Below are 23,889 nucleotides of genomic sequence, written 5' to 3'. Positions count from 1 at the left end.
GCCGGCCCGGTGCGGACAGTCGTGACGAGACTATCCACTCCGGACCGGCCCGGCGTACCCCTAGAAACCGTTACTGGCCGGGCATTTTCACCGCTTCGATGGCGTTGCGGCGCATCGCCAGCCGGGCCGAGAGCGCGGTCGCCGGCCACACGATCAGGAAGATCGCAAGCACCACGGCGAGGAACACCCAGATCGGCCCGGACGGGATGATCTCACCGGTGGTCAGCGCCATCGGCACCACGGTGAAGAGCGAGATCACGATGCCGAGCACGAGCCCGGTCACCGCCACAATCCCGCCTTCCACGAACAGCATCCGCCGCACCTGCCCGCGATCCGCGCCGGCGAGCCGTTGCGCGCCGAACTCCCGTCGGCGAGCCAGCACCGCCACCGACAGCGTGTTCACCGCGGCGATCGCGGCGTACGCGATGGCGAGCACAGCCAGCAGGTAGTTGATCAGCGCCTCGACGTCGGCACTCGCCTGGAAACTCGCGGCGAGCGCACTGTCGTCGCCGACCGTGACCCCCGGCCAGTCCTTCGCCCGGTCGGACAGCGCCGACACGAGCGCGCTGGCGTCACCGCCCCGCACGAGCACCTGCGCCGCCAGACCGCTGGTGGTGTGCGCGGCCAGGAGATCGGCGGGCAGCACCATGCTCGCGTAGCTGGACGGGCTGTCCAGCAGCGCGACCACGGTCACCGGGACCTGCGCCCCGTCGCCGAGCCGCATTTTGATCTTCGAGCCGACCTTGACTTCCAGGTTGCCGGCCACCGACGCGGGCAGCGCCACGGAATTCCCGCGCAGTTGCGTCAGCGAGCCTTCGGTGACCTCGGTGGCGAGCACCGTGCCGCCTTGGTCCTGCGCGGCAACGCCCAGCAGCCGCAACGGGTCGCTTCCGTTGCCGTCGTAGGGATCCTCGACCCAGCCCGAGCTGGTGACGAGCGGCGACGAGGTCGAAACCCCTGGCGTGCTGCGGATCTGCGCGAGCTGATCCGGAGAGAACCCGCCCGCGGTCGAGGTGACTACCGCGTCCGCCTGCAACTGTCCGGCGTACGCGGCGATCTGCGCTTTCTGCGCGGTGGTTTCGGAATACACGTTGCCGAGCGCGACCGCGCTGGCGAGCGTGATCGGCGTGAGCACCGCGGCGAACGCGACGGCCCGCGCCCGGGTGTTGATGACCGCGAGCGTGGCGTCGCGGCCGGCGACCCGGCGCACGAACGGACCGAACCGGTCCACCACCCACGCGATGATCTCCGGACCGAGCAGCGCGACGCCGATCGAACCGGTGAGCACCGCCGGACCGCCGATCGCCGACGCGGTGTCGGCGGGCATGAAGATCGTGGTCGCGGCGAGCAGCACGGTCGCCGCGCCGCAGATCAGCGCGCCCATGCGGCGCAGCGCGTTCACCTTGACGCCCGGGATCGCCGCCTCGGCCAGCGCCTGGATGGGCCGGGCCCGCGCGGCGGCCAGCGCGGCGAACCACGCGGCCCCGAAGGTGATCGCGAGCGTGGCGATCATCCCGGCCGCGAAGGCGATGATGTCCTGGGTGAAGGCGAGTTCGTCCGGCACGATGCCGAGCGAGCCGCTGGTGCTGAAGATCCAGTTCCCGAGCAGGCTGCCCAGGAACGCCCCGCACACCGCGGCGATCGCGCCGACCGCCATCGTCTCCATGACGACCATGCGGTGCACCTGTTTCGGCGTCGCCCCGGTCGCCCGCAGCAGCGCGAGTTCCTGCTGCCGCTGCCGGACGGTGAGGCTGATCGTCGCGGAGACCACCAGCGCCATCACGACCAGCACCATGCCGCCGAACACCGCGGCGAGCAGGATCAGCGGCAGCTGGCTTCCGCTCACGCCCAGGAATTCGGCCGATCCGCGGTCGTCGCCGGTCAGCACGGTGAGCGACGGGACCTGCTCCGAGATCTTGGCGGCCAGGTCGGCGGCATCGACGCCGTCAGCCGGGAAAACGCCGACGAGCCCGACCGTGCCGGGATGCGGGTTGAACCGCTGGGTGTCCGCGACGGAGAAGAAGAACGCGGGCGACTTCACGGTCTGCGAAGGCTGCGCGACGCCGGAAACCTGGAACGACTGCCGCTGCCCGTTCACCGCCAAGTCGACGGCTGAACCCGCGTGCACGCCAGCCGCGGACGCGGTCGTCGCGTCGAGCACCACTTGCCCCGGGGAGTTCGGAGCCGCGCCCTCGGTGAGCTTGTAACCGCCCAGCGAAGCCGAATCCCAGCCGTGTCCGGAAAGGACAGCCGCGCCGGATTCGGCCGGCGCGCCGTCGTGCAGCAGGACCGTCGCGAACGACACGTCCGGCACCGCCTGCCCGACGCCCTGCACCGCGGAGATCTTCGCGACCTGGTCCTCCGGCAGCACCGCACGCTCGGCGTACGGAACGACCTGGGATTCCTCGTCCGGCAGTTTGAACCCGGCGGACCCGCCGACCACGAGCGGGGCCGCGGACAGCCGCTGCGGCACCGCCTTCAGCACGATCGCCGTCTCGAACAGCCCGGCGCACGCGATCAGCAGACCGCAGCCGATGAGGATCGCGACGAACGACGCGAGCGACGCCGCCGCGCGGTACCGGAGGCTCGACAGCGCGAGCGCGAGCACCACTCGCCGCGAGCTCACCGCTGCCTCCGCGCTTGCTCGCCTAGGTGCGCCAGGGTGCTCGCGACCGCATCGACGCTGGGCGAGGCCATCTGCGTGACGATCCGGCCGTCGACCAGGAACAGCACGTTGTCCGCGTGGGACGCCGCAACCGGATCGTGCGTGACCATCACGATGGTCTGGCCCGCGCTGACCAGCTCGCGCATCAGGCCGAGCACCTCGAGCGCGGTGGTGGTGTCGAGCGCGCCGGTGGGCTCGTCGGCGAAGACGACGGCCGGTCGGGCGGCGAGCGCGCGGGCGATCGCGACGCGCTGCTGTTGTCCACCGGACAGTTCGCCGGGCCGGTGCTTCACGCGCTGGGACAGCCCGACGCGCGCGATCACCTGGTCCACCCACGCCTTGTCCGGCGCGCGGCCGGCCAGCAGCGTGGGCAGCGTGACGTTCTGCTCCACGTTCAGCGCGGGCATCAGGTTGAACGACTGGAAAATGAACGCGACGTGCTCGCGCCGCAGTTCGGTGAGCTGCGTTTCGTTCTTGCCCTTGAGGTCGGTCCCGACGAGGGTGACCTGCCCCGAGGTCGGCGTGTCCAGCCCGGCCGCGCAGTGCAGCAGCGTGCTCTTGCCCGAACCGGACGGGCCCATCACCGCGGTGAAGGTGCCTGCCGGGAAGGCGACGGACACGCCGGCGAGCGCTTCGACCGCGCTCTCGCCCCGGCCGTAGGTCTTGCGCACCGCGTCCAGCTGGACGGGCGTTGCCACGGAAGTGGTGGTGGGCACGTCGTTCACTCCGATCCGTTCCCGGAACCGCGGCGGTCGAGCGACCACCACACCGCGAGCACGATGGCGCCTCCGCCCAGCGTCCACAGCCAAAACGGCGATTTGAACGACATGCTGATCAGGCTCATCAGCAGCCAGATCACGAACTGGACCCCGGTGACGGCGGCCCAGGCGATCGTGACGACGCGGCGAGCGAGTCCGCTCCCGGAGCGGGTTTTCTCGGTGCTCTCCGACATGAGGCCCCCCAATACGGCTTCGGCGGAGTCGGAATTAATTGTGTAAGGCTTGCACAGTTTAGCGGACCCCGGATGATCGGGGAACCCCGGACCGGAGCACAGGGGAGCTCAGGAGGCTCCGCCCGCCGAAGCACGGGCCCGCCGGTCGAAGTCCCGGACGCTCCAGACGCCCGCGACCAGCACGCCGCCGCCGAGCAGCACCCAGATCAGCCACAGCGGGTCCCACTGCCCGCCGATGACGCCGATGCCGAACCAGATCAGCGCGTTCACCGCGACGACCAGCACCCAGAGCCCGAACGCGAGCTTCGGCGCGGCCTCCAGCAGCGGAGGCGGCGAAACGGAGGTGCGCCCCTCGACGGCGGCCCGCAGCGCGGCGTGCGACCCGGCGAGCCGGATCCGGGCCAGCCTGCGCGCGGCTTCCTGCCCGTCGCAAGCCCCCTCGGACCTGGCGTGCTCGACCTCGGTCGCCGCCAGCTTCCGGTCCAGTTCGGTGACCTTCCCGAACCCGAACCGGTTGGTCTCGCTCACGTTGGCTCGCCCCCAGACCAGATCAGTGTAAGACTTGCACAGTTTACTGAAAGACGTACCGGAGCGAAAGATGCCGATCGAGCCCGATCCCCGAGCCCTGCCGCCCGGCCTGGCCCCGGCCTGGCTGGGCGCCCCGCGCCCCCGCCGAGGACCGAAGCCGTCGCACACCGTCGAAGGGGTGGTAGCGGCCGCCGTCGAACTGGCCGACACCGAAGGCCTGGCCGCCGCGTCGCTGCCGAACATCGCGTCCGCGCTCGGGCTGACGACCAACGCGCTGTACCGCTACGTAAGCTCGAAAGACGAACTGCTGATCCTCCTGGCCGAGGCCGGCTTCGGCGCGCCCCCGCCCGCCCCCGACGGCCTGGACTGGCGCTCCGCGGTCCGCACGTGGGCCGACGCGGCGGCAAAACGCTACGCCGCCCGCCCGTGGCTGCTGGACGTCCGCGAAGGCCTGACCCCGCACCGGCTCCGGTGGACCGAACAGCTCCTGGCTGTCTTCACTGAGGCCGGTTTGTCCACAGTGGACGCACTGTCGTGCGCGGACCTGGTCTCGGCCGTAGTCCGCGCCACCGCAGACCGCCGCCGCACCGTCTCTGACCCGGACTCGCCGGAATCCACCGAGAATGCGGCTGATGTGCGCGCCTTCCTGCAACCACGCCTCTCCGAAGGGGGTTATCCGCACCTGGCTGAGCTAGCGGAAGCACGCGAATACCCGGCCGCCGCACCCGAGGACTTCGCCCTGGAACGGGTCTTGGACGGAATCGCCGCGCTGCTCCCCTAACCACGCGTCCGTGAAGGGCCCCTTCACGGACTTGGCTTCCCTCAAGGGACCCGGGCCCTTCACGGACCACCCACCCAACCCGCGCACACCCACCACCCAACCCCAGCCGCTGCACCCAACCCACCAAGCACCCACACCACCCCCGCACCCCGATACGAAGCCAAAAACACGGCGCGGGGGTGCTTGTCAAGGCATCTTTCCCGCCTTGACAAGCACCCCCGCGCCGTAGTCACACTCAGCTTCGGGGTGCCCCCACGCAACCCACCGCAATGTCGCCGCCAGGCGACGAGCCGATCAGGCCCCCGCCACAAGAAGACTGCCCAACCACCCCTCCACAGCCTTAGCAGTTGTCTCCACATCCCCATCCACAATACTGAAATGATCCCCAGGAACAGTCACCACGACATCCGCCCGATCCCAGGTAGTCCGCCACGACCCCGGATCCTCTCCGGCCCGCTCCACAGAATCCCCAGCAATGACAAACCGGCGATCCGGTCGCACCAAAACCGTAGGCACCTCAACCCGAGGCAACTCAACCCCGTCCAACAACCGCAAGTAATAAGCCATCGCCGTCAATTTGTCCCGATCAAACGGCCCATACTGCTCTTCCCGCTCAACCATCCCCGCGGCCATGTCCCGCACGGTGTCCCCCACATCCCCACCGTCATCCATCGCGTAACTGTCCAGCAGAACAACCCCAGCCGCATCCACCCGAGAAGCCAGCGCATACGCCAGCACCCCACCAGAAGAATGCCCGACCAAAGCGAACGGCCCATCCCCAGCCAGCCGAACACTCTCCGCCAGCGCATCCAGCAACGCATCCAGATCAGCAGGCAACGATTCCCCAGACACAAACCCCGGCGTAGGCAATGCCGCAACCCCTCGCACTCCCCGAAACCGAGCCGCCAGCTTCGCGTACTGATACGGGCCGCCCATCCCAGCCGGGGTAGGAACCGCCAGCAACTTAACCTCGGCGGCCCCCGAAGCCAGCTCCACCGGCCGCGGTTCCTCCCGAAGCTCAGCCACCGTCCGGAAAGTCGGCCGCAACTGAGCCGCCGCCCCCAGCAACGCGAGACCGTTCTCCACCTGCCCGCCCCGGATAGCGTCGAAGAACATCTCCGTCACCGGATCCCCGCCCGCCTCAACGACCGGCGCGGTCAACACGGAAAGAAGATGCTTCGCCAACCCCGCCGGCGTCCGGTGATCGAACGCGATCGACGCGGGCAGCGAAACCCCCGCCGCACTGGCGATCCGATTCCGCAGTTCGACCGCGGTCAGCGAATCGAACCCGATCTCCAAGAAATGCGCATCCTCGTCAAGCTCGGCAGTGTCGGCATACCCAAGCAACCCAGCGACCTGCTCCAGCACAAACGCCTGCATCCCCTTCGCGGTCAGCTCCAGCTGCGAGTCAGCAACGGCACGCCGCTTCTTCACCGAGGCCTGCACCGACACCGCCGTCTCCGGAGCCACGAGCTTCCGCAAAGTCACCGACTCTGCCGCGGCGACCGGACGTCCCGAACGATCGGCGAACAGCACCGCAACGCGGTCGTCGCCCAGCGGAGTCAACCGGACCCGGAGCTTCGCCGCCCCAGTGGCGAACAGCCGGAAGTCGCGCCAATCCACCGGATCTCCGCCCACAATGGACAGTGCCGCATCGAGTGCCGCCGGATGGAGAACGAACTGCTCGTCCGGAGTGACTTCGACTTCCCCGAACACCACCCCGTCGACAGTCCACGCAGCGTCAAGCCGTCCAGCAGCCACCGATTGCGCACCAGCGGGCGGCCACTGGCCGATACCCTCGGGCTCGGTATCGTCGTCTACCGCCAGCACACCCTCGGCATGGCGAATCCACGCACCATCGTGTCGCGAGTGGACAGTCACCGAGCGCTGTCCTAAGTCATCCGGCTCGCCGGCCACGACCTGCACGTGCGTATCCCCGGCCGCAATCGGTGACTCGACGGTCAACCGCACCAGCCGTCCGCATCCGACTTCGTCCCCCGCCCGAGTCGCCAACTCCACGAAACCGGCCACCGGGAACCCTTCATCGGACGGCAACGTGCCGCTCAAGACCACAGTGGACGATCCGGCGACAGTCAACGCGGGCCCGAACCACGTCCCCAGCCCAGTCCCCGTCGCCCGCCGGGCCTCCATGTCCACCGACGGCCAGTACCGCGATCGGTGGAAGGCATACGGCGGCAACGGAACGATAGCCGCGGACCGACCGGCGAACATCCGCCGGACATCCAGACCCGCACCAAGAACGTGCAACTTCCCAGCAGCCAGGAGCGTCGAAGCGACCTCACCACGATCGCGCCGAAGCACCGGAACGAATTCCGCGTCCTCCAGCAGTGCCTCAGCGGCCGCGGTGAGCACACCGTTCGTGCTCAACTCGACAAAGCGTGTCGCGCCCGAAGCCCGCACCGCGTCGGCAAAACGGACGGTGCCGCGGCAGTTCGCCACCCAATGCGCCGGGTCGGACAACTCGTCCGTCACTTCGGCACCGGTGACCGTCGAGATCACCGGCACAGTCGGCTTCTCGAACGTCAACTCCTGCGCGATCTCTTCCAGCTCTTCGAGAATCTCGTCCAGCAACGGTGAGTGAACCGCGCGGTCGATCGCGAGCCGGTTCGTCCGACGGCCAAGCTTCTCGAAGTGCGCGACGATCGCCTCGACCGCACCGTCCGCACCGGACACCACAACCGAACGCGGCCCGTTCACCGCGGCCAGCGCAACGTCGTCACCCAGCTTCGGCCGCACCTCGTCCGCACTGGCCTCGACCGCGACCACGGCACCGTCCCGAGTTTCGGACATGAGCTGGCCCCGGTTCGCAACGAGCTTCACCGCATCGTCCAAAGAGAACACGCCGGCCAGATGCGCGGCGGCGATCTCGCCGACCGAGTGTCCCACCAGCACGTCCGACCGCTGTCCCCACGATTCCAGCAGCCGGTACAGCGCCACCGAGAAGGAGAACACCGCGGCCTGGCTGAACTGAGTGCGATCCAGCAGCTGCGCGTCCACCGAGCCAGCCTCGGCGAACATCACCGCCCGCAGTGAACGACCGAGATGCTGGTCGAACTTCGCCGCGACCCGCTCCAGCTCATAGGCGAACACGGGGAACGCCGCCGAGAGCTCCGCACCCATCCCGGCCCGCTGACTGCCCTGCCCCGGCAAGAGGTACGCGGTCCGCCCGCCGGAACGAGCACGTCCGGTCACCACAGAGTCCGAAGTAGACAAAGCTTCCAATGCGGCACGGAGTTCCGCCGCGTCCGAACCGACCACCGCCGCCCGATGCGAGAACAACGGCTGCCGATTGGCCTGCGAGTACACCACGTCCAGCGCCGGATACGCGTCGAGGTGCGCCAGCAAGGCCCGCGCCTGATCCGGAAGCGCCGCCGCGGTCCGCGCGGAAAACACGAGCGGCGGCAACACCCCGCCAGCATCGACCGCCTCAGCAGCTTCCGCCACGACTTCCGGAGCCTGTTCCAGAATCACGTGCGCGTTGGTCCCGCTGTAGCCGAACGCCGACACCGCAGCGCGCCGCGGACGATCCACCTCCGGCCAGTCCCGCGCCTCGTCCAGCAGCCGTACAGTTCCGGCCGCCCAGTCGACATCGTGCGTCGGCTCGGCGGCGTGCAAGGTCGCGGGCAACACTCCGTGCCGCAACGCCTGCACCATCTTGATCACCCCAGCGACCCCCGCCGCGGCCTGCGTGTGCCCGATGTTCGACTTCACTGAGCCAAGCCACAGTGGACGGTCCGCCGCCCGCTCCCGGCCGTAAGTAGCCAGCAGCGCGGAAGTCTCGATCCGGTCGCCCAGCGGCGTGCTCGCGCCATGTCCTTCGACAGCGTCCACATCGGACCCTGTCAGGCCAGCGGCCGACAGAGCATGCCGGATCAGTTTTTCCTGTGCCGGAGCACTGGGCGCGTTGAGACCGTTGGAAGCGCCGTCCGCGTTGACCGCGCTGGACTTCACCACGGCAAGCACGTCATGCCCGTTGCGCTGCGCGTCGGACAGCCGCTCGATCACGAGCACCCCGACGCCCTCGCCCCAGCCAAACCCGTCAGCCGCGGCCGAGTACGGCTTGCACCGGCCATCGCGAGCGACAGCACCGTCGAGGAACTGCGCGAACGGAGCCGGCGAAACGAGTGCCGAGACACCGGCGACCAGCGCGAGCGAGCAGTCGCCTCCGCGCAACGCCTGAGTCGCCTGGTGCAAGGCCACCAGCGAGGACGAACAAGCGGTGTCCACCGAGACAGCAGGCCCTTCGAGCCCGAAGGCATACGCGACCCGTCCGGAGGCCACGCTGCTCAGCGCGCCGGACCCGCGGTAAGCCCCGCCGCCCTGTTCGAGCGCGTCGCCTGGGTCGTAGTCGGACTGCATCACGCCGACGAACACCCCGGTCGTGCTTCCCTTGAGCGCCAATGGATCCACGCCCGCGTTCTCCAGCGCGACCCACGACGACTCCAGCAACATGCGCTGCTGCGGGTCCATCATCACGGCTTCGTTCGGGCTGATGCCGAAGAACGCCGCGTCGAAATCGGTGGCGTCCGGCACGAACCCGCCGCGAGGGGTGCCGCCGTCGGGCGCGACCTGCTCCAGCCAGTAGTCCATGTCCCAGGCGCGGTCGGCCGGGAAGTCGCTGGTCCCGTCCTGCCCGGCGGCGACCAGCTGCCACAGCTCGTCCGGCGTGCTGACGCCCCCGGGGAACCGGCAGGCCATGCCGACGATCGCGATCGGCTCGTCGCTGCCCACGACGGTGGTTTCCGGCCCGGCCGCGTCCGCGTCCAGGTCGCCAAGCAGCTCTTCGTGCAGGTGCGCGGCCAGGTCGCCGGCGGTCGGATGGTCGAAGACGAGCGTCGCGGTGAGGCTGAGGCCGGTGGCCTCGTTGAGCGTATTGCGCAGTTCGACCGCGGTCAGCGAGTCGAAACCGAGGTCCTTGAACGCGCGGTCGGCGTCGATCACGTCCGTCGACGCGTGCCCCAGTACCGCGGCCGCGTGCTCGATGACCAGGTCACGCAGGTGGTCGAGGCGCTTGTCAGCAGGGAGACGGACCAGCTTGCCGAGCAATGAGTCCGTCCCGGCCTCGCGGTCGGAGACGGTGCGCCGAGCCGTCGGGACCAGGCCGCGCAACAGGTCCGGCACCGCGCCAGCTTCCCGCAACGCCGGCAGGTCGAGCTTGACCGGCACGAAGACCGCGCTCGTCGAGCTGACCGCGGTGTCGAACAGCGCCAATCCCTCCGCCGCGGTGAACGCGCCGAGCCCCCGCTTGCCGGTCGTTTCGCCAGCCATCCCGGCCGCCGATTCCCACATGCCCCACGCAAGCGAGTGCGCTGGCTTGCCCTCGGCGCGCCGGTGCATGGCGAGAGCGTCGAGGAAAGCGTTTGCGGCGGCGTAGTTCGCCTGGCCGGGAGCGCCGAGCACCCCCGCGGCGGACGAGAAAGTGATGAACGCCGAGACCTCGCCAGCCAGTTCGTGCAGGTGCCAGGCAGCGAGTGCCTTCGGGTTGAAGACGCCGTCGATCCGTTCCGGCGTCATCGACGGCAGGACACCGTCGTCCAGCACTCCGGCGGCGTGCACCACCGCGGCGACCGGATGCTTCTTCAGCAACCGCGCCACCGCCTTGCGGTCGGTGAGGTCGCACGCGGCAACGGTCGTCTCCGCACCGAGTTCGGTCAGTTCCGCGACGAGTTCCGCGGTGCCGGGTGCCTGGTCGCCACGGCGGCTGACCAGCAGCAACTGCCGCGCGCCCTGCTTCGCCAGGTGCGTGGCGACGATCCGGCCGAGTGCTCCGGTACCGCCGGTGAGCAGCACAGTCCCGGCCGACCAGTCGACCGGCTCCCGTGGCTCCGGAGTCGCCCGGACGAGCCGTGGCACGCGCACCTCGGCACCGGAAACCCGCACCGCCGATTCGTCCGCCGCCGCGATGGCCGCGAGCTGTTCGTCGGTCGCGTCGCCTTCGACGAGCACGATCCGGCCCGGGTTTTCCCCCTGCGCGGAGCGCACCAGACCGGCCACCGCGGCCCCGGCGAGATCGGTGCCGGTCACCACCAGAAGCTTCTCTTTGCCGTCCTCCTGCAGTTTGGACAGTGCACTGTGGACGGCCTTCTTCGCCGACGCGGCGTCGTTCCCGGCCTTCGCCGAGTAGACGTCGTAGGCCGCCTGTGCGTCGGGCAGAGTCGTCGGCACCCAGTCCACTTCGTACAGTTCGTCCGAACCAGCCGGGGCTGCGGCCGCGAGCTGTTCCTCGCTGATCTGCCGCAGCTTCAGCGAGCCGACCCGCGCGACCGGTGCCCCAGCGCTGTCGGCAAGACGCAGCTCGACCGCCTGCTCTTCGCTCGGTCGCACGTGGACTCGCAGCGACGATGCACCCGTCGCGAACAATTCCACTTCGGACCAGGCGTAAGGCAGCGTCGTCCCTTCCCCGGCCGCCGAGCTGAGCCCGACAGCGTGCAGGGTCGCGTCGAACACCGCGGGGTGCAGGCCGAACGCCTCAGCCCCGATCCGCTCCTGCTCGGGCAGCGCGACCTCGGCGTACACGTCCTCACCGCACTGCCAAGCCGCCCGCAGGCCCTGGAATACCGGCCCGTAGGCCATTCCATGCTCGGCCAGCAGGTCGTACATGCCCTCGACGTCGACCGGCTCGGCCCCGGTCGGCGGCCATTCGCTGAGATCGAAGTTCGTCCCGGAAGCAGCGGGCGCGAGCGTACCGTCCGCGTGCCGGGTCCAGCCGACGGCGGTCGCGAGATCATCGGGTCGTGAGTGGACACTGATCGGCCGGGTCCCGTCCGCGGCCGGAGTCCCGATGCGCACCTGAATCCGCGCGGCCTCCTTCCCGGGCAGCACGAGCGGCGCGTGCAGGGTCAACTCCTGGACCCGTCCGCAGCCGACCTCATCACCAGCGCGCACGGCGAGTTCCACAAATGCCGTACCGGGCAGCAGGATCGAGCCGCCGACAGCGTGGTCAACCAGCCACGGATGGGTCGCCGTCGACACGCGGCCGGACAGCACGACACCGTCCGCGTCGGCGAGCAACGTCGCCGCGCCAAGCAGCGGATGGTCGACCGGGTCGAGCCCCATCGACGAGACATCCCCGGATTCGGACGAAACCTCCAGCCAGTAACGCTGGTGCTGGAAGCCGTACGTCGGCAGGTCGGCCCGGCTCGCGCCGCGCGAGGCGAAGTGCGCGGCCCAGTCCGGCACCACGCCGCGAACGTGCAGGGTCGCCAGCGCGGTCAGGAGCGCGACGTCCTCGGGAACATCACGACGCTGAGCGGCAACAGCAACGGCGTCGTCAGCGGACTGCGGAACGACGGCGGTCAGCGGCGCGTCCGGACCCAGTTCGAGGAACCGGTTCACTCCGTCCGCCGCAAGCGTGCGGACCGCGTCGGCGAACCGGACCGGCTCGCGGACATTGCGCACCCAGTACTCGGGGTCGGTCAGCTCGGCGTAAACCTCTTCGCCGGTCACGCTGGAGATCACCGAAAGGATCGGCTGCATGTAAGCGATGCTCTGGGCGACCGTACGGAACTCGGCGAGCATCGGATCCATCAGTCGCGAGTGGAACGCGTGCGAGACCTTGAGCCGCGTAGTCCGCCGCCCGGCGTCGCTGAACTTCGCGGCCACGGCTAGAACAGCGTCCTCAGCACCGGAAAGCACTACCGAGCGCGGCCCGTTCACCGCGGCGACGTCGACCGTCCCTTGTGGATCTTGTGTGGCGACCTCGTCCGGAGTTCCCTCGACCGCAACCATCGCGCCGCCCTTCGGCAACGCCTGCATCAACCGCCCGCGAGCTGCGACCAGCTTCGCCGCGTCGGCCAAGGAGAACACGCCTGCGCAGTGCGCAGCGGCAAGCTCGCCGATGGAGTGGCCACACAACGAGGCAGGCGTGAGGCCCCACGACTCGACCAGCCGGAACAACGCCACCTCGAAGGCGAATAACGCCGCCTGAGTGTTCGCGGTCTGCGCCAACGCATCCGCGTCACCGTCGATCACCGCGCGGATCGGCCGGTCGAGATGCCGGTCCAGCTCCGCGCACGCCGCCGCGTAAGCCTCCGCGAAGACCGGGAAGACCTCCAGCTGGCGGCCCATTCCGACCCGCTGAGATCCCTGGCCGGAGAACAGGAACGCCAACGACGCTTCGCCGCGAGCCAGACCGCTCACCGCACCGAGCTCACCGTTCGCGAGCGCGTTCAACGCAGGCAGAACGTCCTCGGTGGACTTTCCGATCACCGCGGCACGGTGGTCCAGATGCGTTCGCGACGCGCCCAGGGTGGCAGCGACGTCGAGCAGCTCAAGCTCCGGCCGTGCCGCCAGGTGTTCGGCCAACCGCGCCGCCTGGGCCCGCAGCGCCTGCGGTGTCCGGCCCGAAACGACGACCGGGACCGCCGCCTCGTCACGCGGGTTGGCGGCAGATTCCGGTGCGGGTGCTTCCTCGATGATGACGTGCGCGTTCGTCCCGCTCAGCCCGAAGCACGACACCGCGCCGCGCCGCGGCTGTTCCCCGCGCTCCCACGGCCGGGCCTCCGTCAGCAGTTCGACCTTGCCCGCGGTCCAGTCCACCTGCCGGGTCGGTTTGTCGACATGCAGTGTCTTCGGCAGCAGGTCGTTGTTCAGCGCCAGCACGATCTTCAGCACCCCGGCGACACCTGACGCGGCCTGCGTGTGCCCCACGTTCGACTTGATCGACCCGAGCCACAACGGCTCTTCGCGCTCTTGGCCGTACGTGGCGAGCAGCGCCTGCGCCTCGATCGGGTCGCCGAGTTTCGTCGCGGTGCCGTGCGCCTCGACGACGTCGATCTCGTCCGGTCGCAGCCGTGCGTTCGCCAGCGCCTGCCGGATCACGCGCTGCTGCGCGGGCCCGTTCGGAGCGGTCATGCCGTTGGACGCGCCGTCCTGGTTGATCGCGGTGCCGCGGACGAGCGCCAGCACCGGGTGTCCGTTGCGCCGCGCGTCGGACAGCCGCTCCACCAGCAGCATGCCGCAGCCCTCGGACCAGCCGGTTCCGTCCGCTGAGTCGGCGAAAGTACGGCAGCGGGCGCTGCGGGCGAGTGTGCCGTCGAGGGAGAACTCGACAAACGTACGCGGCGTCGACATCACCGAGACGCCGCCGGCGAGGGCGAGGCTGCATTCGCCGTTGCGCAGAGCCTGTACCGCCAAGTGGAGCGCGACGAGCGAGGACGAGCACGCGGTGTCGATGGTGACCGCGGGTCCCTCGAGCCCGAAGGTGTAGGCGAGGCGGCCGGAAATGACGCCGGAAGAGCCGTAGCTGCCCTGATAATTGTGGTACATCGTGCCCGCGAAAACGCCGGTCGGGCTGCCCTTCACCGAATGCGGTGCGATCCCGGCGCGCTCGAACGCCTCCCAGGACGTTTCGAGCAGCAGCCGTTGCTGCGGGTCCATGAGCAGGGCCTCGCGCGGGCTGATGCCGAACAGGTCGGCGTCGAAATCGAGCGCGTCGTGCAGGAACCCGCCCTCGCGCACATAACTCGAACCCGGCCGTTCCCCGGTCGGGTCGTAAAGCCGGTCGAGGTCCCAGCCGCGGTTCGACGGGAACTCGCCGATCGCGTCGACCCCGCCGGACAGCAGATCCCACAACGCTTCCGGGGTGCCCGCACCGCCGGGAAGCCGGCAGGCCATCCCGACGATCGCGATCGGCTCCCGTGCGGCCTCGGTGAGCTTGCGGTTCTTCTCGCGCAGCCGCTCGGTTTCCTTCACCGAAGCGCGGAGCGCACCGACCAGCTTCTCCTCGGAGTTGCCCACGTGCCCACGTTCCTTCCGCGTCGCATGCTCATCCGACGTCGTGACGATACGAGCGCGCCCGTGCGCGGACCCACCCCTAACGGCCCCTGCCGAGCCGGTCCGCCCGCCCGGCCAAGGTCCGCTTTAGACGGTCTTTAGGGGTTGTCGCTGGGAACGGCGGATGTCAGATTTTGCTGGCGTTCCAAGCCATTTCGCACGGCTCGTTTCCGCTGGGGGGTTTCACCGCCCGGACAAGGACTGGGGAATCGTATGCACACGTTGACACGCAGGCTGCTGGTGGTGGGAGCCCACGGCGACGACGAAACGCTCGGCGCGGGCGGGACTATCGCCCGGCTCGCCGACGAGGGCGTCACCGTTTCGCTTTGCATCCTTACCAATGACGACGGTTCGCGTTCGGCCGCCGGCACCGAGGTCACCGACCGCACCGACGCGATCGAACTGGCCGCGAAAACGCTCGGCATCGAGCGCGTGCGAGTCCACGAATTCGGGGACAACCGGCTCGACACGGTCAGCCACCTCGAACTGAACCAGGTCGTCGAGCGCGAGGTCCGCGAATTCGAGCCGGACACCATTTTCGCCACCGGCATGTGCGACCTCAGCACCGACCACGCGCTGGTCAGCCGCGCCGCGCGGGTCGCCGGACGGCCGGGCAAGGGCCCGGTGCGCGAGGTCCGCACGTTCGAGATCCGCTCCGCCACCGACGTCGGAGAGGCCTCCGGGCTGCCGGTCTCCTTCCGGCCGAACTGCTGGCAGATTCTCGACGAGAGCCACCTCGAGCGCAAAATCGAAGCGCTGCGCGCCTACGGGAAAGAACTCGAGCCGTGGCCGAACCCGCGCAGCGAACGCGGCGTCCGCGCGTTGGCCGAATACCGCGGCTCCCAGGTCAGTGCCGGCCTCGCCGAGGCCTTCGAAATCGTCCGTTCCGTCCGATGACCGGCGTTCCCCCGCTTGTCCGACTCGCTTTTCCGCTCGCTTTTCCACTGCCCATCCAGAAACGGGTGACCAGGAATGACCAGTACTGTCGCTGAATTCGAGACCATCGCCGAACGGAACGAACTGACGTCGGTCGCCGTGATCGGGATGGGCTACGTCGGCCTGCCGACCGCGCTCGGCCTGCACGCCGGCGGCGTCGGCGTGATCGGCATCGACCTGTCGCAGAACCGGCTCGACTCGATCCGCTCCGGCGAGGTCGACCTCATCGAAGCCGACCACCGCCGGCTCGAGAAAGCCGTGCACCAGGAGGACTTCCAGCTCACCACGGACTCGGCACGGATGACCGAGGCGGACGCGGTACTGGTGTGCGTGCCGACCGGGCTCGACGAGTACCTGATGCCCGACCTCGGCCCGCTGGAGGCGGCGTGCGCGGCGCTGGTCGCGAACGCCCGGCGCGGGCAGACGTTCATCCTCACCTCGACCAGTTACGTCGGCACCTCGAACCGGCTGCTGGTGAAACCGCTGGTGGCCAAGGGATTCGCGATCGGACGCGACCTGTTCGTGGCGTCCAGCCCGGAGCGGATCGACCCGGGCAACGTCACGCACACCCAGGCCGAGACACCGCGTGTGCTGGGCGGCGTGACCCCCGTGTGCACCGCGATGGCGCAGCGCGTGATCAACGTGCTCACTCCGAGCGTGCACTGCGTCAGCTCGCCGGAAGCGGCCGAGATGACCAAGCTGTACGAGAACACCTTCCGCGCGGTGAACATCGCGCTGGCCAACGAGTTCGCCGAGATCAGCGACGGTTTCTCGATCGACCCGATCGAGGTCATCGACGCGGCGGCCAGCAAACCGTACGGCTTCATGGCCTTCCACCCCGGCCCCGGAGTCGGCGGCCACTGCATTCCCTGCGACCCGCACTACCTGTTGTGGCAGCTGCGCGCGACGCAGAGCAACGCGCCGCTGGTGACTCAGGCGATGCACGCGATCGCGGAGCGGCCGAAGCAGGTTGTCGACCGCGTACTGAACACACTGTCGCGCGAAGGCAGGGGCATGGCGGGTACGCGCGTGTTGGTGGTCGGCGTGACCTACAAGCCCGGCGTGCAGGACGTGCGTTCGTCGTCCGCGTTGGACATCCTCGACCTCCTTGCCGCGAAGGGCGCGAAGGTCGGCTACTACGACCCGCTGGTCCCGAACGTCCGAGTGACCGGCGGTTCGCTCGACACCGTCCCCGAGCCGGACGGCCAGGACTGGGACGTCGCGCTCATCCACACCGCCCAGCCGGGCCACGACTACGAATGGCTCGCCGACTGCCCGACCGTCATCGACGCGACCTACCGCTTCGACCGCGCGCTCTTCGCGAACTGACGCTGTCACCACCCCCGACGGAGCGGCTTCGCCGCGTTTGAAAGGACCTACAGTGCGTTACCTCATCACCGGAGGCGCCGGGTTCATCGGCTCCCACCTCACCGAGCACCTGCTGGCCCGCGGCGACGAGGTCGTCGCACTGGACAACCTCAGCACCGGCACCCTGGACAACCTCACCGGCGTCGCCGGGCACCCCGGCTTCCGGTTCGTGCGCGGCTCGATCACCGACCCGAACGCGGTCGAATCCTGCATGGCGGGCATCGACGCGGTCTTCCACCTCGCCGCCGCGGTGGGCGTGTTCACCATCCTCGACAAGACGATGGACAGCCTGCGCACCAACCTGCACGGCACGGAGAACATGCTCGACGCGGCGCTGCGGCACGACGTGCCGATCCTCGTCGCGTCCACGAGCGAAATCTACGGCAAGAACACCGCGGACGGCCTGCGCGAGGACGACGACCGGATCATCGGGTCGCCGCTCAAGAACCGCTGGTCGTATGCCGAGGCGAAGGCGCTGGACGAGACGTTCGCCCACCTGTACGCGGTGGAGCACGGCCTGCGCACGGTGATCGTGCGGCCGTTCAACACCGTCGGCCCGCGCCAGACCGGACGCTACGGCATGGTCATCCCGCGCTTCGTGACACAGGCGCTGGCCGGCGAGCCGATCACTGTGTTCGGCGACGGACAGCAGACCCGCTGCTTCTGCCACGTACACGACGTCGTGCCCGCGCTGGCGGACCTGCTCGCCGACGAGTCCGCGTACGGCAAGGTGTTCAACCTCGGCAGCAACGAGCAGACCACCATCTCGCAGCTGGCCGAGCGCGTGATCGGCGCGACCGGCTCCAGCAGCACTATCACGAAGGTGCCGTACGAGGAGGCGTACGGCGACGGGTACGAGGACATGCAGCGCCGCATCCCCGACTGCACCCGCGCGTACAACCAGATCGGCTTCGTGCCGACGCGTTCGCTGGACGACATCATCGCCGCGGTGGTCGCCGACCGCCGATCCTGACCTGTTCCCGGTTCTGGTTCCGGTGAAGGGCCTCTTGCGGAATTGCCGCGAGAGGCCCTTCACGCGTTGCGGAGCTTGACGTAGACGGCCGTCAGGTGGCGGGCGGCGGTGTTCGCGGACACTCCCAGTACCTCCGCGATCACCGCCACCGGCGTGCCCTGCGCGGCGAGTTCCGCTACTCGCAGCTCTACGTCGGTCAGCGCACTCGCTCCCGTTAGCTGTTCCGCCAGCTGTTCCGTTAGCTTTTCCGTCACTGTCCGGCACCGGCCAGTTCGCCGGCGAGCGCACTCCGCCCGGCTACGCCGAGCTTCCGGTACACCCTGGTCAGATGCTGCTCCACAGTGGACACTGTGATGTACAGCGTTTCGGCGATCTGGCGGTTGGTCCGCCCGTGCGCTGCGAGCTCCGCGACACGCAGTTCCGCCTCGCTCAACGCGGTCGCCACCGGCCCCTCCGGATCCGCGCGCGGCGGCTCTGGCCTCGACGTCACTGGACGAGGCGTGAGCGGACGCATCGGCTGTCGCGGCACCTGCACCGGTTTCACCAGGCCTGCGGAGCGTTCCGCGCGCTGGCCCAGCTGGTTGATCGCGCGGACCGTGCGGGCCAGCTCAAGCCGGTCGCCGGATTCCTTGAACGCCTCCGCCGCCCGGTTCAGCAGACCGGATCGCGCGCCGCTGTCCCCAGCGAACGCCAGCACCCGTAGCGCCACCGCCTGCGAGAAAGGGTCCTTCGTGTCCGCGAGCTGCTGTTTCGCCAGCTCAACCGCCAGAGTCGGGTTGCGCAGGCGCAGGTTCGCCTCGGCGAGATCGGTCCGCCACGGCGCCACCGCGGGCAGGTCGAGGTTGCTGTCACGGAGAATCCGTTGGCACTGCTGGAAATCGCTGACAGCCGATAGTCCGCGGTTCGTGGCCAGGTGGAACTGCCCGCGCGCTCTGAGGAACCGCACGCCGCCGAGTGTCGTGTACACCGTGTCGGGCAGCGCGTGTCGCAACACCCCCGCTGCGGCCTTGAACGCCCCTGCCGCGGTGTGCGCGGTCAGCATCGTGGCCAGCGGGTACGTGATCGCTACGCCCCAGTTCGGTTCGTCAAGCAGCGCAAGTGCACGGCTCGCGGCTTCAGCCGCTTCGGCGGGTTCGCCGCGCCGGAGGAGCAGGCTTGCGCTGAGAGCGTCGAGCATCGCCTTCCAGGTCACCGCGCCCCGGTACTCGGCCTCCTCGGCCAGCGAAGTGCACCAGCCTTCCGCGCGGTCCGCCTTGCCGTCGTACGCGAGCGCGAGGATTGCCGTGGCCAGGGCTTCCAGCGAAGTGTCGGAGAGGCGACAGTTCTGCAGTATCCGCTCCGCGCACACCGAAGTCTCTCCGCTGCCACCTACGCGCCACACCGATGCGAGTGTGGCCGCCGTGCGCATCCAGGGATCCGATGCGTCGATCGACAACTCCGGTGCCGTGCCGTAATGCCAATGCGCGGCCAGCGTCAGTTCCGCCGCTGTTCGCGGGTGCAGCGGCTCGAGGTCGTCGCCCAGCCGGACCAGCGCTGATTCGAACGTTTCCCGGTCCCCGAACCACAATGACTGGCGTACCAGCGCGATCCGGTCGGATTGGTCGAGCGAATCGGCTTCGCGCAACGCCGCGAGATGCGGCGCGGCTGCCGCCGGGTTGACCCGCCACGTGATCTTGGCCAGCAGCTGCGAAAGCATCTGCTGCTCCCACGACGCGGTGGTCGTCGATGCCGCCAACTGCAGACAGCGAGTCGCGAAGTCGACGTCGTCGCCGAGCATCACCTGCTCCGCCGCCGCGACCAGGACCGGCAACGCCCACTCTGCCTGCGCTTCACCCGCCGCCACGAGATGCCGCGCGACCTCCGGTGCCGATAACCCGCGAGCGTGCTTCACCTCGGCAGCCCGGATGTGCAGCCGCACTTTCTCAGACCCGCGCAACCCGCCGACGACCGCCGCCGCAGCCGGCTGCTGCCGGAACCGAACGCCGTCGACCAGCCCAGTCTCCACGAGCAGCCCCGCCGACGCTTCCGCCTTGACCGGATCCACCCCTGCGACGGTCGCCACCGCATCCGTCGTCACGTCGGTGTCCAGCACCGCGATCGCGGTCGCCACCTCACGCAGCGGTGAGCCGTAGCGATGCAAAAGCCGTTGCACCGCATCGGAATATGCCGCGCCGTCGTCCACCGAACTGCGGCACGCGTCGACCAATGCGTTGACCAGCAATGGATTCCCCGCGCTTAGCCCATGGATCCGCTCAGCCTCGCCGTGGTCCGTTACCAGCTGCGCTATCGCCTCCACGGTGAACGGCGTGAGATGCACGTACCGGTGCGGCTGCGCGGCGAATTCGACGCCCTCGCCCGAATACCAGCCGTCTGGCTGTGTCAACACCAGCAACATCGCGGCCGACCGCGCCCGCCGCTGCAACCTCAGCAGCAACCGGGCCGACGTCTCGTCCACGTGCTGCAAGTCGTCGACCGCGATCAGCAGCGACCGTTCGCGCGCCAGCCGGTGCAACGCACTGCACAGCGCGGCGATCCGGTCCTCGCCGTCCGCCGCGGCCAGCACTTCGCGCGGCAACGCCGGGCTGGCCAGCAACTGGTCGAGCACGCCTCCGTCCACGTCGCGCTCGTCGGCCGCGCCCGCCGCGGTGAGCGTCAGAATGCCCAGCTCACGAGCTCGGGCCACTACTTGGTTCTGTACCTGTGTTTTGCCGCTGGCCGGTCCTCCGCCGACCAATACCGTGTCTCCTGCCCGCGCATCGCATTCGATCAGCAGGCCCTCGAGGAGGGACACTGCTTCGTTCGGCTCGGTGCGGCGGTTCTGCCCCCAGTTCACGCCCATCGCAAGCTCCTCGACCCAACGGTCATCTTCCTGCGTGTGCCACAGTCGCAGCCGCCCCCTAAGCACAGCCAACCGCGATCTAAAGTCACTCAATCAGGTGATCATGACTACCTTGCGCTGTTTTTCGTCGCGGCATTGCCGGGTTGCCGCCTGACTGCGAAGGGCAGAATTCTGTTGCGGTAGCTGCCTTTTGACTCCGGACAGTGATCTTGCTGGTCTTGCTTCCGCAGTTGGGGTTGACCACTTCGAGCGATGGCGTAGTCGAACGTGCGTTCGAGACAATGAAGAGGTGTCCACGACTACGACGCTCCCCGCCTGGCAGTTGTCAGACCGGGACCTGACCACCAGACTCCTGACCACCCAAAGACAGCAGAACGTCGCTTACGCCGCGCAACTGGAGACCATCCGGGAGCTGGAATCGCGCGGTGCCGTGCCGGAGGGCTATTCCTCGACTTCGGCCTATCTGGCGACGATCCTGCACGTGACGCTGCGCGAGGCCCGCGCCCGGCTCGCCCAAGCCACCGGCACGTTGCCGCTGACGTGGAAAGCCTTGTCCGCGGGCGAAATCACGGCCCAGCACGCGGCTGTGATCGCCGAATTCCTCGCTGACGCGCCGAGGTGGCTGACTCCCGAGGACTACACCGTCGCGGAAGACACCCTGGTAACCCTCGCGGGGCAGGCCAATCCCAGCATCGTCCGCCGCGCGGCGACCCGGCTGAAGATCTACTGGGACAACGATCCTTCCGACATGTCCGGTTCTTCCTCTGAGGCTTCACCTGGGTCCCCGGACGTGGACCACGGCTTGGACCCTGATTCGGTTCCCGACCCTGGTTCTGGGTCGGGCTTGGGTTCCGGTGCGGGTTCCGGCTCCGATGCAGCCGCCCGTCCGTGGCGGGAATTCAGCTGGCACTGGACCCGAACCGGCCGTTTCCGCTTCTCCGGGAACGTCGACCACGAAACCGGCACCCTGATCGAACAACTGCTGGTCCCCCTGGCCGCACCGGACCCCGCGACCACGCCGGACACCCCCGACCCCCGCACCCCGGCCGAACGCCACGGCGACGCCATCGCCGCGATTGTCGACCTGGCCGCCCGCACTCCGGACCTCCCGGCCAAAGCCGGCGAACGCGCAGTCGCGACGGTGACCGTCAGCCTGGAAACCCTGCAGAGCGCCGCGAAGACGATCTTCACGGACGACGAATCCGTCCTGCCCGCGTCCCACCTGCGCCGGATCCTGTGCGACGCCAAGGTCTACCCCGCCGTCCTGGGCACCGAAGGCCAGGTCCTCGACCTGGGCCGCTCCGCCCGCACCGCCACGAACGCCCAGCGCCGGGCCCTGGCGATCCGAGACCGCGGCTGCACCTTCCCCGGCTGCGACCGCGGTCCAAAGTGGACCACTCCGCACCACATCGTCCACTGGGCCCACGGCGGCGCGACGGATCTCGACAACCTCGCCTCGTGCTGCGAACGCCACCACCGCCTCCTGCACCACAGTGGCTGGAAAATCGTGCTCCGCGACGGCGCCGTGTACTGGATTCCGCCGTCCATCCTCGATCCGGAGCAGAAACCGCTCCGCAACACCGCACACAACCCTCCGCCAACCCCTTTGCGAACCGCAGCCGCCGCCACCAGCGCCACCCCTCCCCGGGCGCGCCGGGCCAGCTAGGGGTTGTCCAGTGCCGATCCTCCCCGAACACTCCTGGTTTTGTGACCGCAGTGGACGAAACACCCGCGAACGCACGCACAAGCCGGTGGATCCGCCGTTTCCATCCGACCGACGGGGCACGGGTGCGTCTGGTGTGCCTGCCGCACGCCGGCGGCTCGGCGACCGCCTACTTCCCGCTTTCCGCCACCGCGGCGGGGCAGGACTTCGAGGTGGTCGCCGTCCAGTACCCGGGCCGCCAGGACCGCCGCGCCGAACCATGCCTGGACACGGTCGCCGCCATCGCCGACGCGATCGCCGACGACCTGGCCGGCTGGTCCGACCTGCCCGTGGCCCTGTTCGGCCACAGCATGGGCGCCACGGTCGGCTACGAGGTAGCCCGCCGCCTGGAGGCCCGGGGCACGCCCCCGCTAGGCCTGTTCGCCTCCGCCTGCCGGGCCCCGTCCGCGCAACGCATCGAGTTCATCCACCAACGCGACGACGACGGCCTGATCGCCGCGCTGAAGGAACTCAGCGGCACCGACGCCGGCGTACTGGGCGACGACGAGCTGCTGCGCATGGTGCTGCCCGCGATCCGCGGCGACTACACCGCAGTGGAAACCTACCGGCACCAACCAGGAGTAGAACCAAGCTGCCCGATCCAGGTCCTGGTCGGTGACACAGACCCGGTCACCGACCTGGAGGAGGCCGACGCCTGGCGCAACCACACCACCGGCTCCTGCCAGGTCAAGATCTTCCCCGGCGGCCACTTCTACCTGAACGACCAGCTCAACGCCGTCCTGGACACGATCACCACAACCCTGGCCGCCTGGCAACCGGGAATGTACCGGGGATAAGGGTGGGGAAACCCCAGGGAAGCTTCAGGAGCACACCCCATGGCTCCCGCTCCCCGGTTCCGAGAAACTAAGTACATCAAGGAAACACCCCCCTCAACCAGGAGGCCATCATGATGGCGATCACCACCGCCCCCGGCGTCACCCAGCGCATGCTCGCCAACGGCCACCTGGAGCTGACCTGCCGCACGACCAACCGCCACATCGAATGCGAACCGGTCGCCGCTGCGATGTGGATCGCCCTGAAACAGCACAACGGCGACGTCGACGAGGCCGCCACCACCCTCTCCGCCCTGTGGGAAACGAACGAAGAAGACACCCGCTACGACCTGATCGCCCTGGCCGGTTCGCTGTGCTCGCTGGGCATGGCCACCGAGTCCTAACCCGGCGTAGCTCCGAGCCTGTCGTGGACCGGGAGCATGCGGCGGCCTGGTCCGACATCCGCATCGGAAGCCGCCGCCAGTGAGACCACGGCCAGGCATCCCCGACGCACTGCTATCCCAATCCAACGCCGCCACGCCAGCGAGAACAAGCCGAACGCCGCGGTTACCCCGCG

General features: G+C 69.0%; 13 protein-coding genes and 1 pseudogene. 7 read left to right on the top strand and 7 right to left on the bottom strand.

What is annotated here, in order from left to right:
- Window positions 1-70: 70 nt before the first annotated feature.
- The 4 genes from ATK30_RS29440 to ATK30_RS29425 all read right to left on the bottom strand — a co-directional run bounded on the left by ATK30_RS29440 (window position 71) and on the right by ATK30_RS29425 (window position 4,145).
- Window positions 71-2,626 carry an ABC transporter permease gene (locus tag ATK30_RS29440; protein WP_101438256.1) on the bottom strand — a complete coding sequence of 852 codons (2,556 nt, stop codon included), beginning with the start codon at window positions 2,624-2,626 and terminating at the stop codon, window positions 71-73.
- Window positions 2,623-3,363, bottom strand: a complete 741-nt coding sequence (locus ATK30_RS29435; protein ID WP_244194757.1) for an ABC transporter ATP-binding protein — start codon at window positions 3,361-3,363, stop codon at window positions 2,623-2,625. The genes ATK30_RS29440 and ATK30_RS29435 overlap by 4 nt, the downstream gene beginning before the upstream one ends.
- Window positions 3,364-3,386: 23 nt before the next feature.
- Window positions 3,387-3,617 carry a hypothetical protein gene (locus ATK30_RS29430; RefSeq protein ID WP_101438254.1) on the bottom strand — a complete coding sequence of 77 codons (231 nt, stop codon included), beginning with the start codon at window positions 3,615-3,617 and terminating at the stop codon, window positions 3,387-3,389.
- A 108-nt stretch (window positions 3,618-3,725) separates the two neighbouring features.
- Window positions 3,726-4,145: a hypothetical protein gene (locus ATK30_RS29425; RefSeq protein ID WP_208637445.1), complete on the bottom strand. Its 420-nt coding sequence runs from the start codon at window positions 4,143-4,145 to the stop codon at window positions 3,726-3,728.
- A 70-nt stretch (window positions 4,146-4,215) separates the two neighbouring features.
- Here ATK30_RS29425 and ATK30_RS29420 point away from each other — a divergent pair, with 70 nt between their 5' ends.
- Window positions 4,216-4,926, top strand: coding sequence for a TetR/AcrR family transcriptional regulator (locus ATK30_RS29420; protein ID WP_101438253.1), 711 nt, complete (start codon window positions 4,216-4,218; stop codon window positions 4,924-4,926).
- A 294-nt stretch (window positions 4,927-5,220) separates the two neighbouring features.
- On the opposite strand, the pseudogene ATK30_RS29415 reads toward ATK30_RS29420, so the two are convergent.
- Window positions 5,221-14,682, bottom strand: a pseudogene (locus ATK30_RS29415) (SDR family NAD(P)-dependent oxidoreductase); the annotation flags it as partial.
- A 252-nt stretch (window positions 14,683-14,934) separates the two neighbouring features.
- On the opposite strand from ATK30_RS29415, the gene ATK30_RS29410 reads away from it, so the two are divergent.
- The 3 genes from ATK30_RS29410 to ATK30_RS29400 all read left to right on the top strand — a co-directional run bounded on the left by ATK30_RS29410 (window position 14,935) and on the right by ATK30_RS29400 (window position 17,998).
- A complete protein-coding gene (locus ATK30_RS29410; protein ID WP_208637444.1) occupies window positions 14,935-15,618 on the top strand; it encodes a PIG-L deacetylase family protein in 684 nt (227 codons plus the stop codon).
- Window positions 15,619-15,693: 75 nt separating this feature from the next.
- On the top strand, window positions 15,694-16,986 hold the full coding sequence (locus tag ATK30_RS29405) for a nucleotide sugar dehydrogenase (protein WP_101438251.1): 1,293 nt from the start codon (window positions 15,694-15,696) through the stop codon (window positions 16,984-16,986).
- A 52-nt stretch (window positions 16,987-17,038) separates the two neighbouring features.
- Window positions 17,039-17,998 (top strand): NAD-dependent epimerase/dehydratase family protein, encoded by a 960-nt coding sequence (locus ATK30_RS29400; RefSeq protein ID WP_101438250.1) that lies wholly within the window; start codon window positions 17,039-17,041, stop codon window positions 17,996-17,998.
- A 59-nt stretch (window positions 17,999-18,057) separates the two neighbouring features.
- Here ATK30_RS29400 and ATK30_RS29395 read toward each other — a convergent pair whose 3' ends face one another.
- Together ATK30_RS29395 and ATK30_RS29390 are read right to left on the bottom strand one after the other, a co-directional pair.
- The gene (locus tag ATK30_RS29395) at window positions 18,058-18,252 is read right to left on the bottom strand and encodes a LuxR C-terminal-related transcriptional regulator (protein ID WP_101438249.1); all 195 of its coding nucleotides are present in this window, start codon (window positions 18,250-18,252) and stop codon (window positions 18,058-18,060) included.
- Complete coding sequence (locus ATK30_RS29390) at window positions 18,249-20,837, bottom strand: helix-turn-helix transcriptional regulator (RefSeq protein ID WP_101438248.1); 2,589 nt, start codon at window positions 20,835-20,837, stop codon at window positions 18,249-18,251. The genes ATK30_RS29395 and ATK30_RS29390 overlap by 4 nt, the downstream gene beginning before the upstream one ends.
- Before the next feature lie 289 nt (window positions 20,838-21,126).
- On the opposite strand from ATK30_RS29390, the gene ATK30_RS29385 reads away from it, so the two are divergent.
- The 3 genes from ATK30_RS29385 to ATK30_RS29375 all read left to right on the top strand — a co-directional run bounded on the left by ATK30_RS29385 (window position 21,127) and on the right by ATK30_RS29375 (window position 23,716).
- Complete coding sequence (locus ATK30_RS29385; RefSeq protein ID WP_208637443.1) at window positions 21,127-22,503, top strand: HNH endonuclease signature motif containing protein; 1,377 nt, start codon at window positions 21,127-21,129, stop codon at window positions 22,501-22,503.
- Window positions 22,504-22,625: 122 nt separating this feature from the next.
- Window positions 22,626-23,336, top strand: a complete 711-nt coding sequence (locus tag ATK30_RS29380; protein ID WP_341867366.1) for a thioesterase II family protein — start codon at window positions 22,626-22,628, stop codon at window positions 23,334-23,336.
- 110 nt (window positions 23,337-23,446) lie between these two features.
- Complete coding sequence (locus ATK30_RS29375; protein ID WP_101438246.1) at window positions 23,447-23,716, top strand: hypothetical protein; 270 nt, start codon at window positions 23,447-23,449, stop codon at window positions 23,714-23,716.
- Window positions 23,717-23,889 lie beyond the last annotated feature (173 nt).

Source organism: Amycolatopsis echigonensis (assembly GCF_002846615.1).
Lineage (GTDB): Bacteria > Actinomycetota > Actinomycetes > Mycobacteriales > Pseudonocardiaceae > Amycolatopsis > Amycolatopsis echigonensis.
The sequence above is the reverse complement of the archived record's forward strand: the minus strand, read 5'-3'. Positions and strand labels throughout refer to the sequence as shown.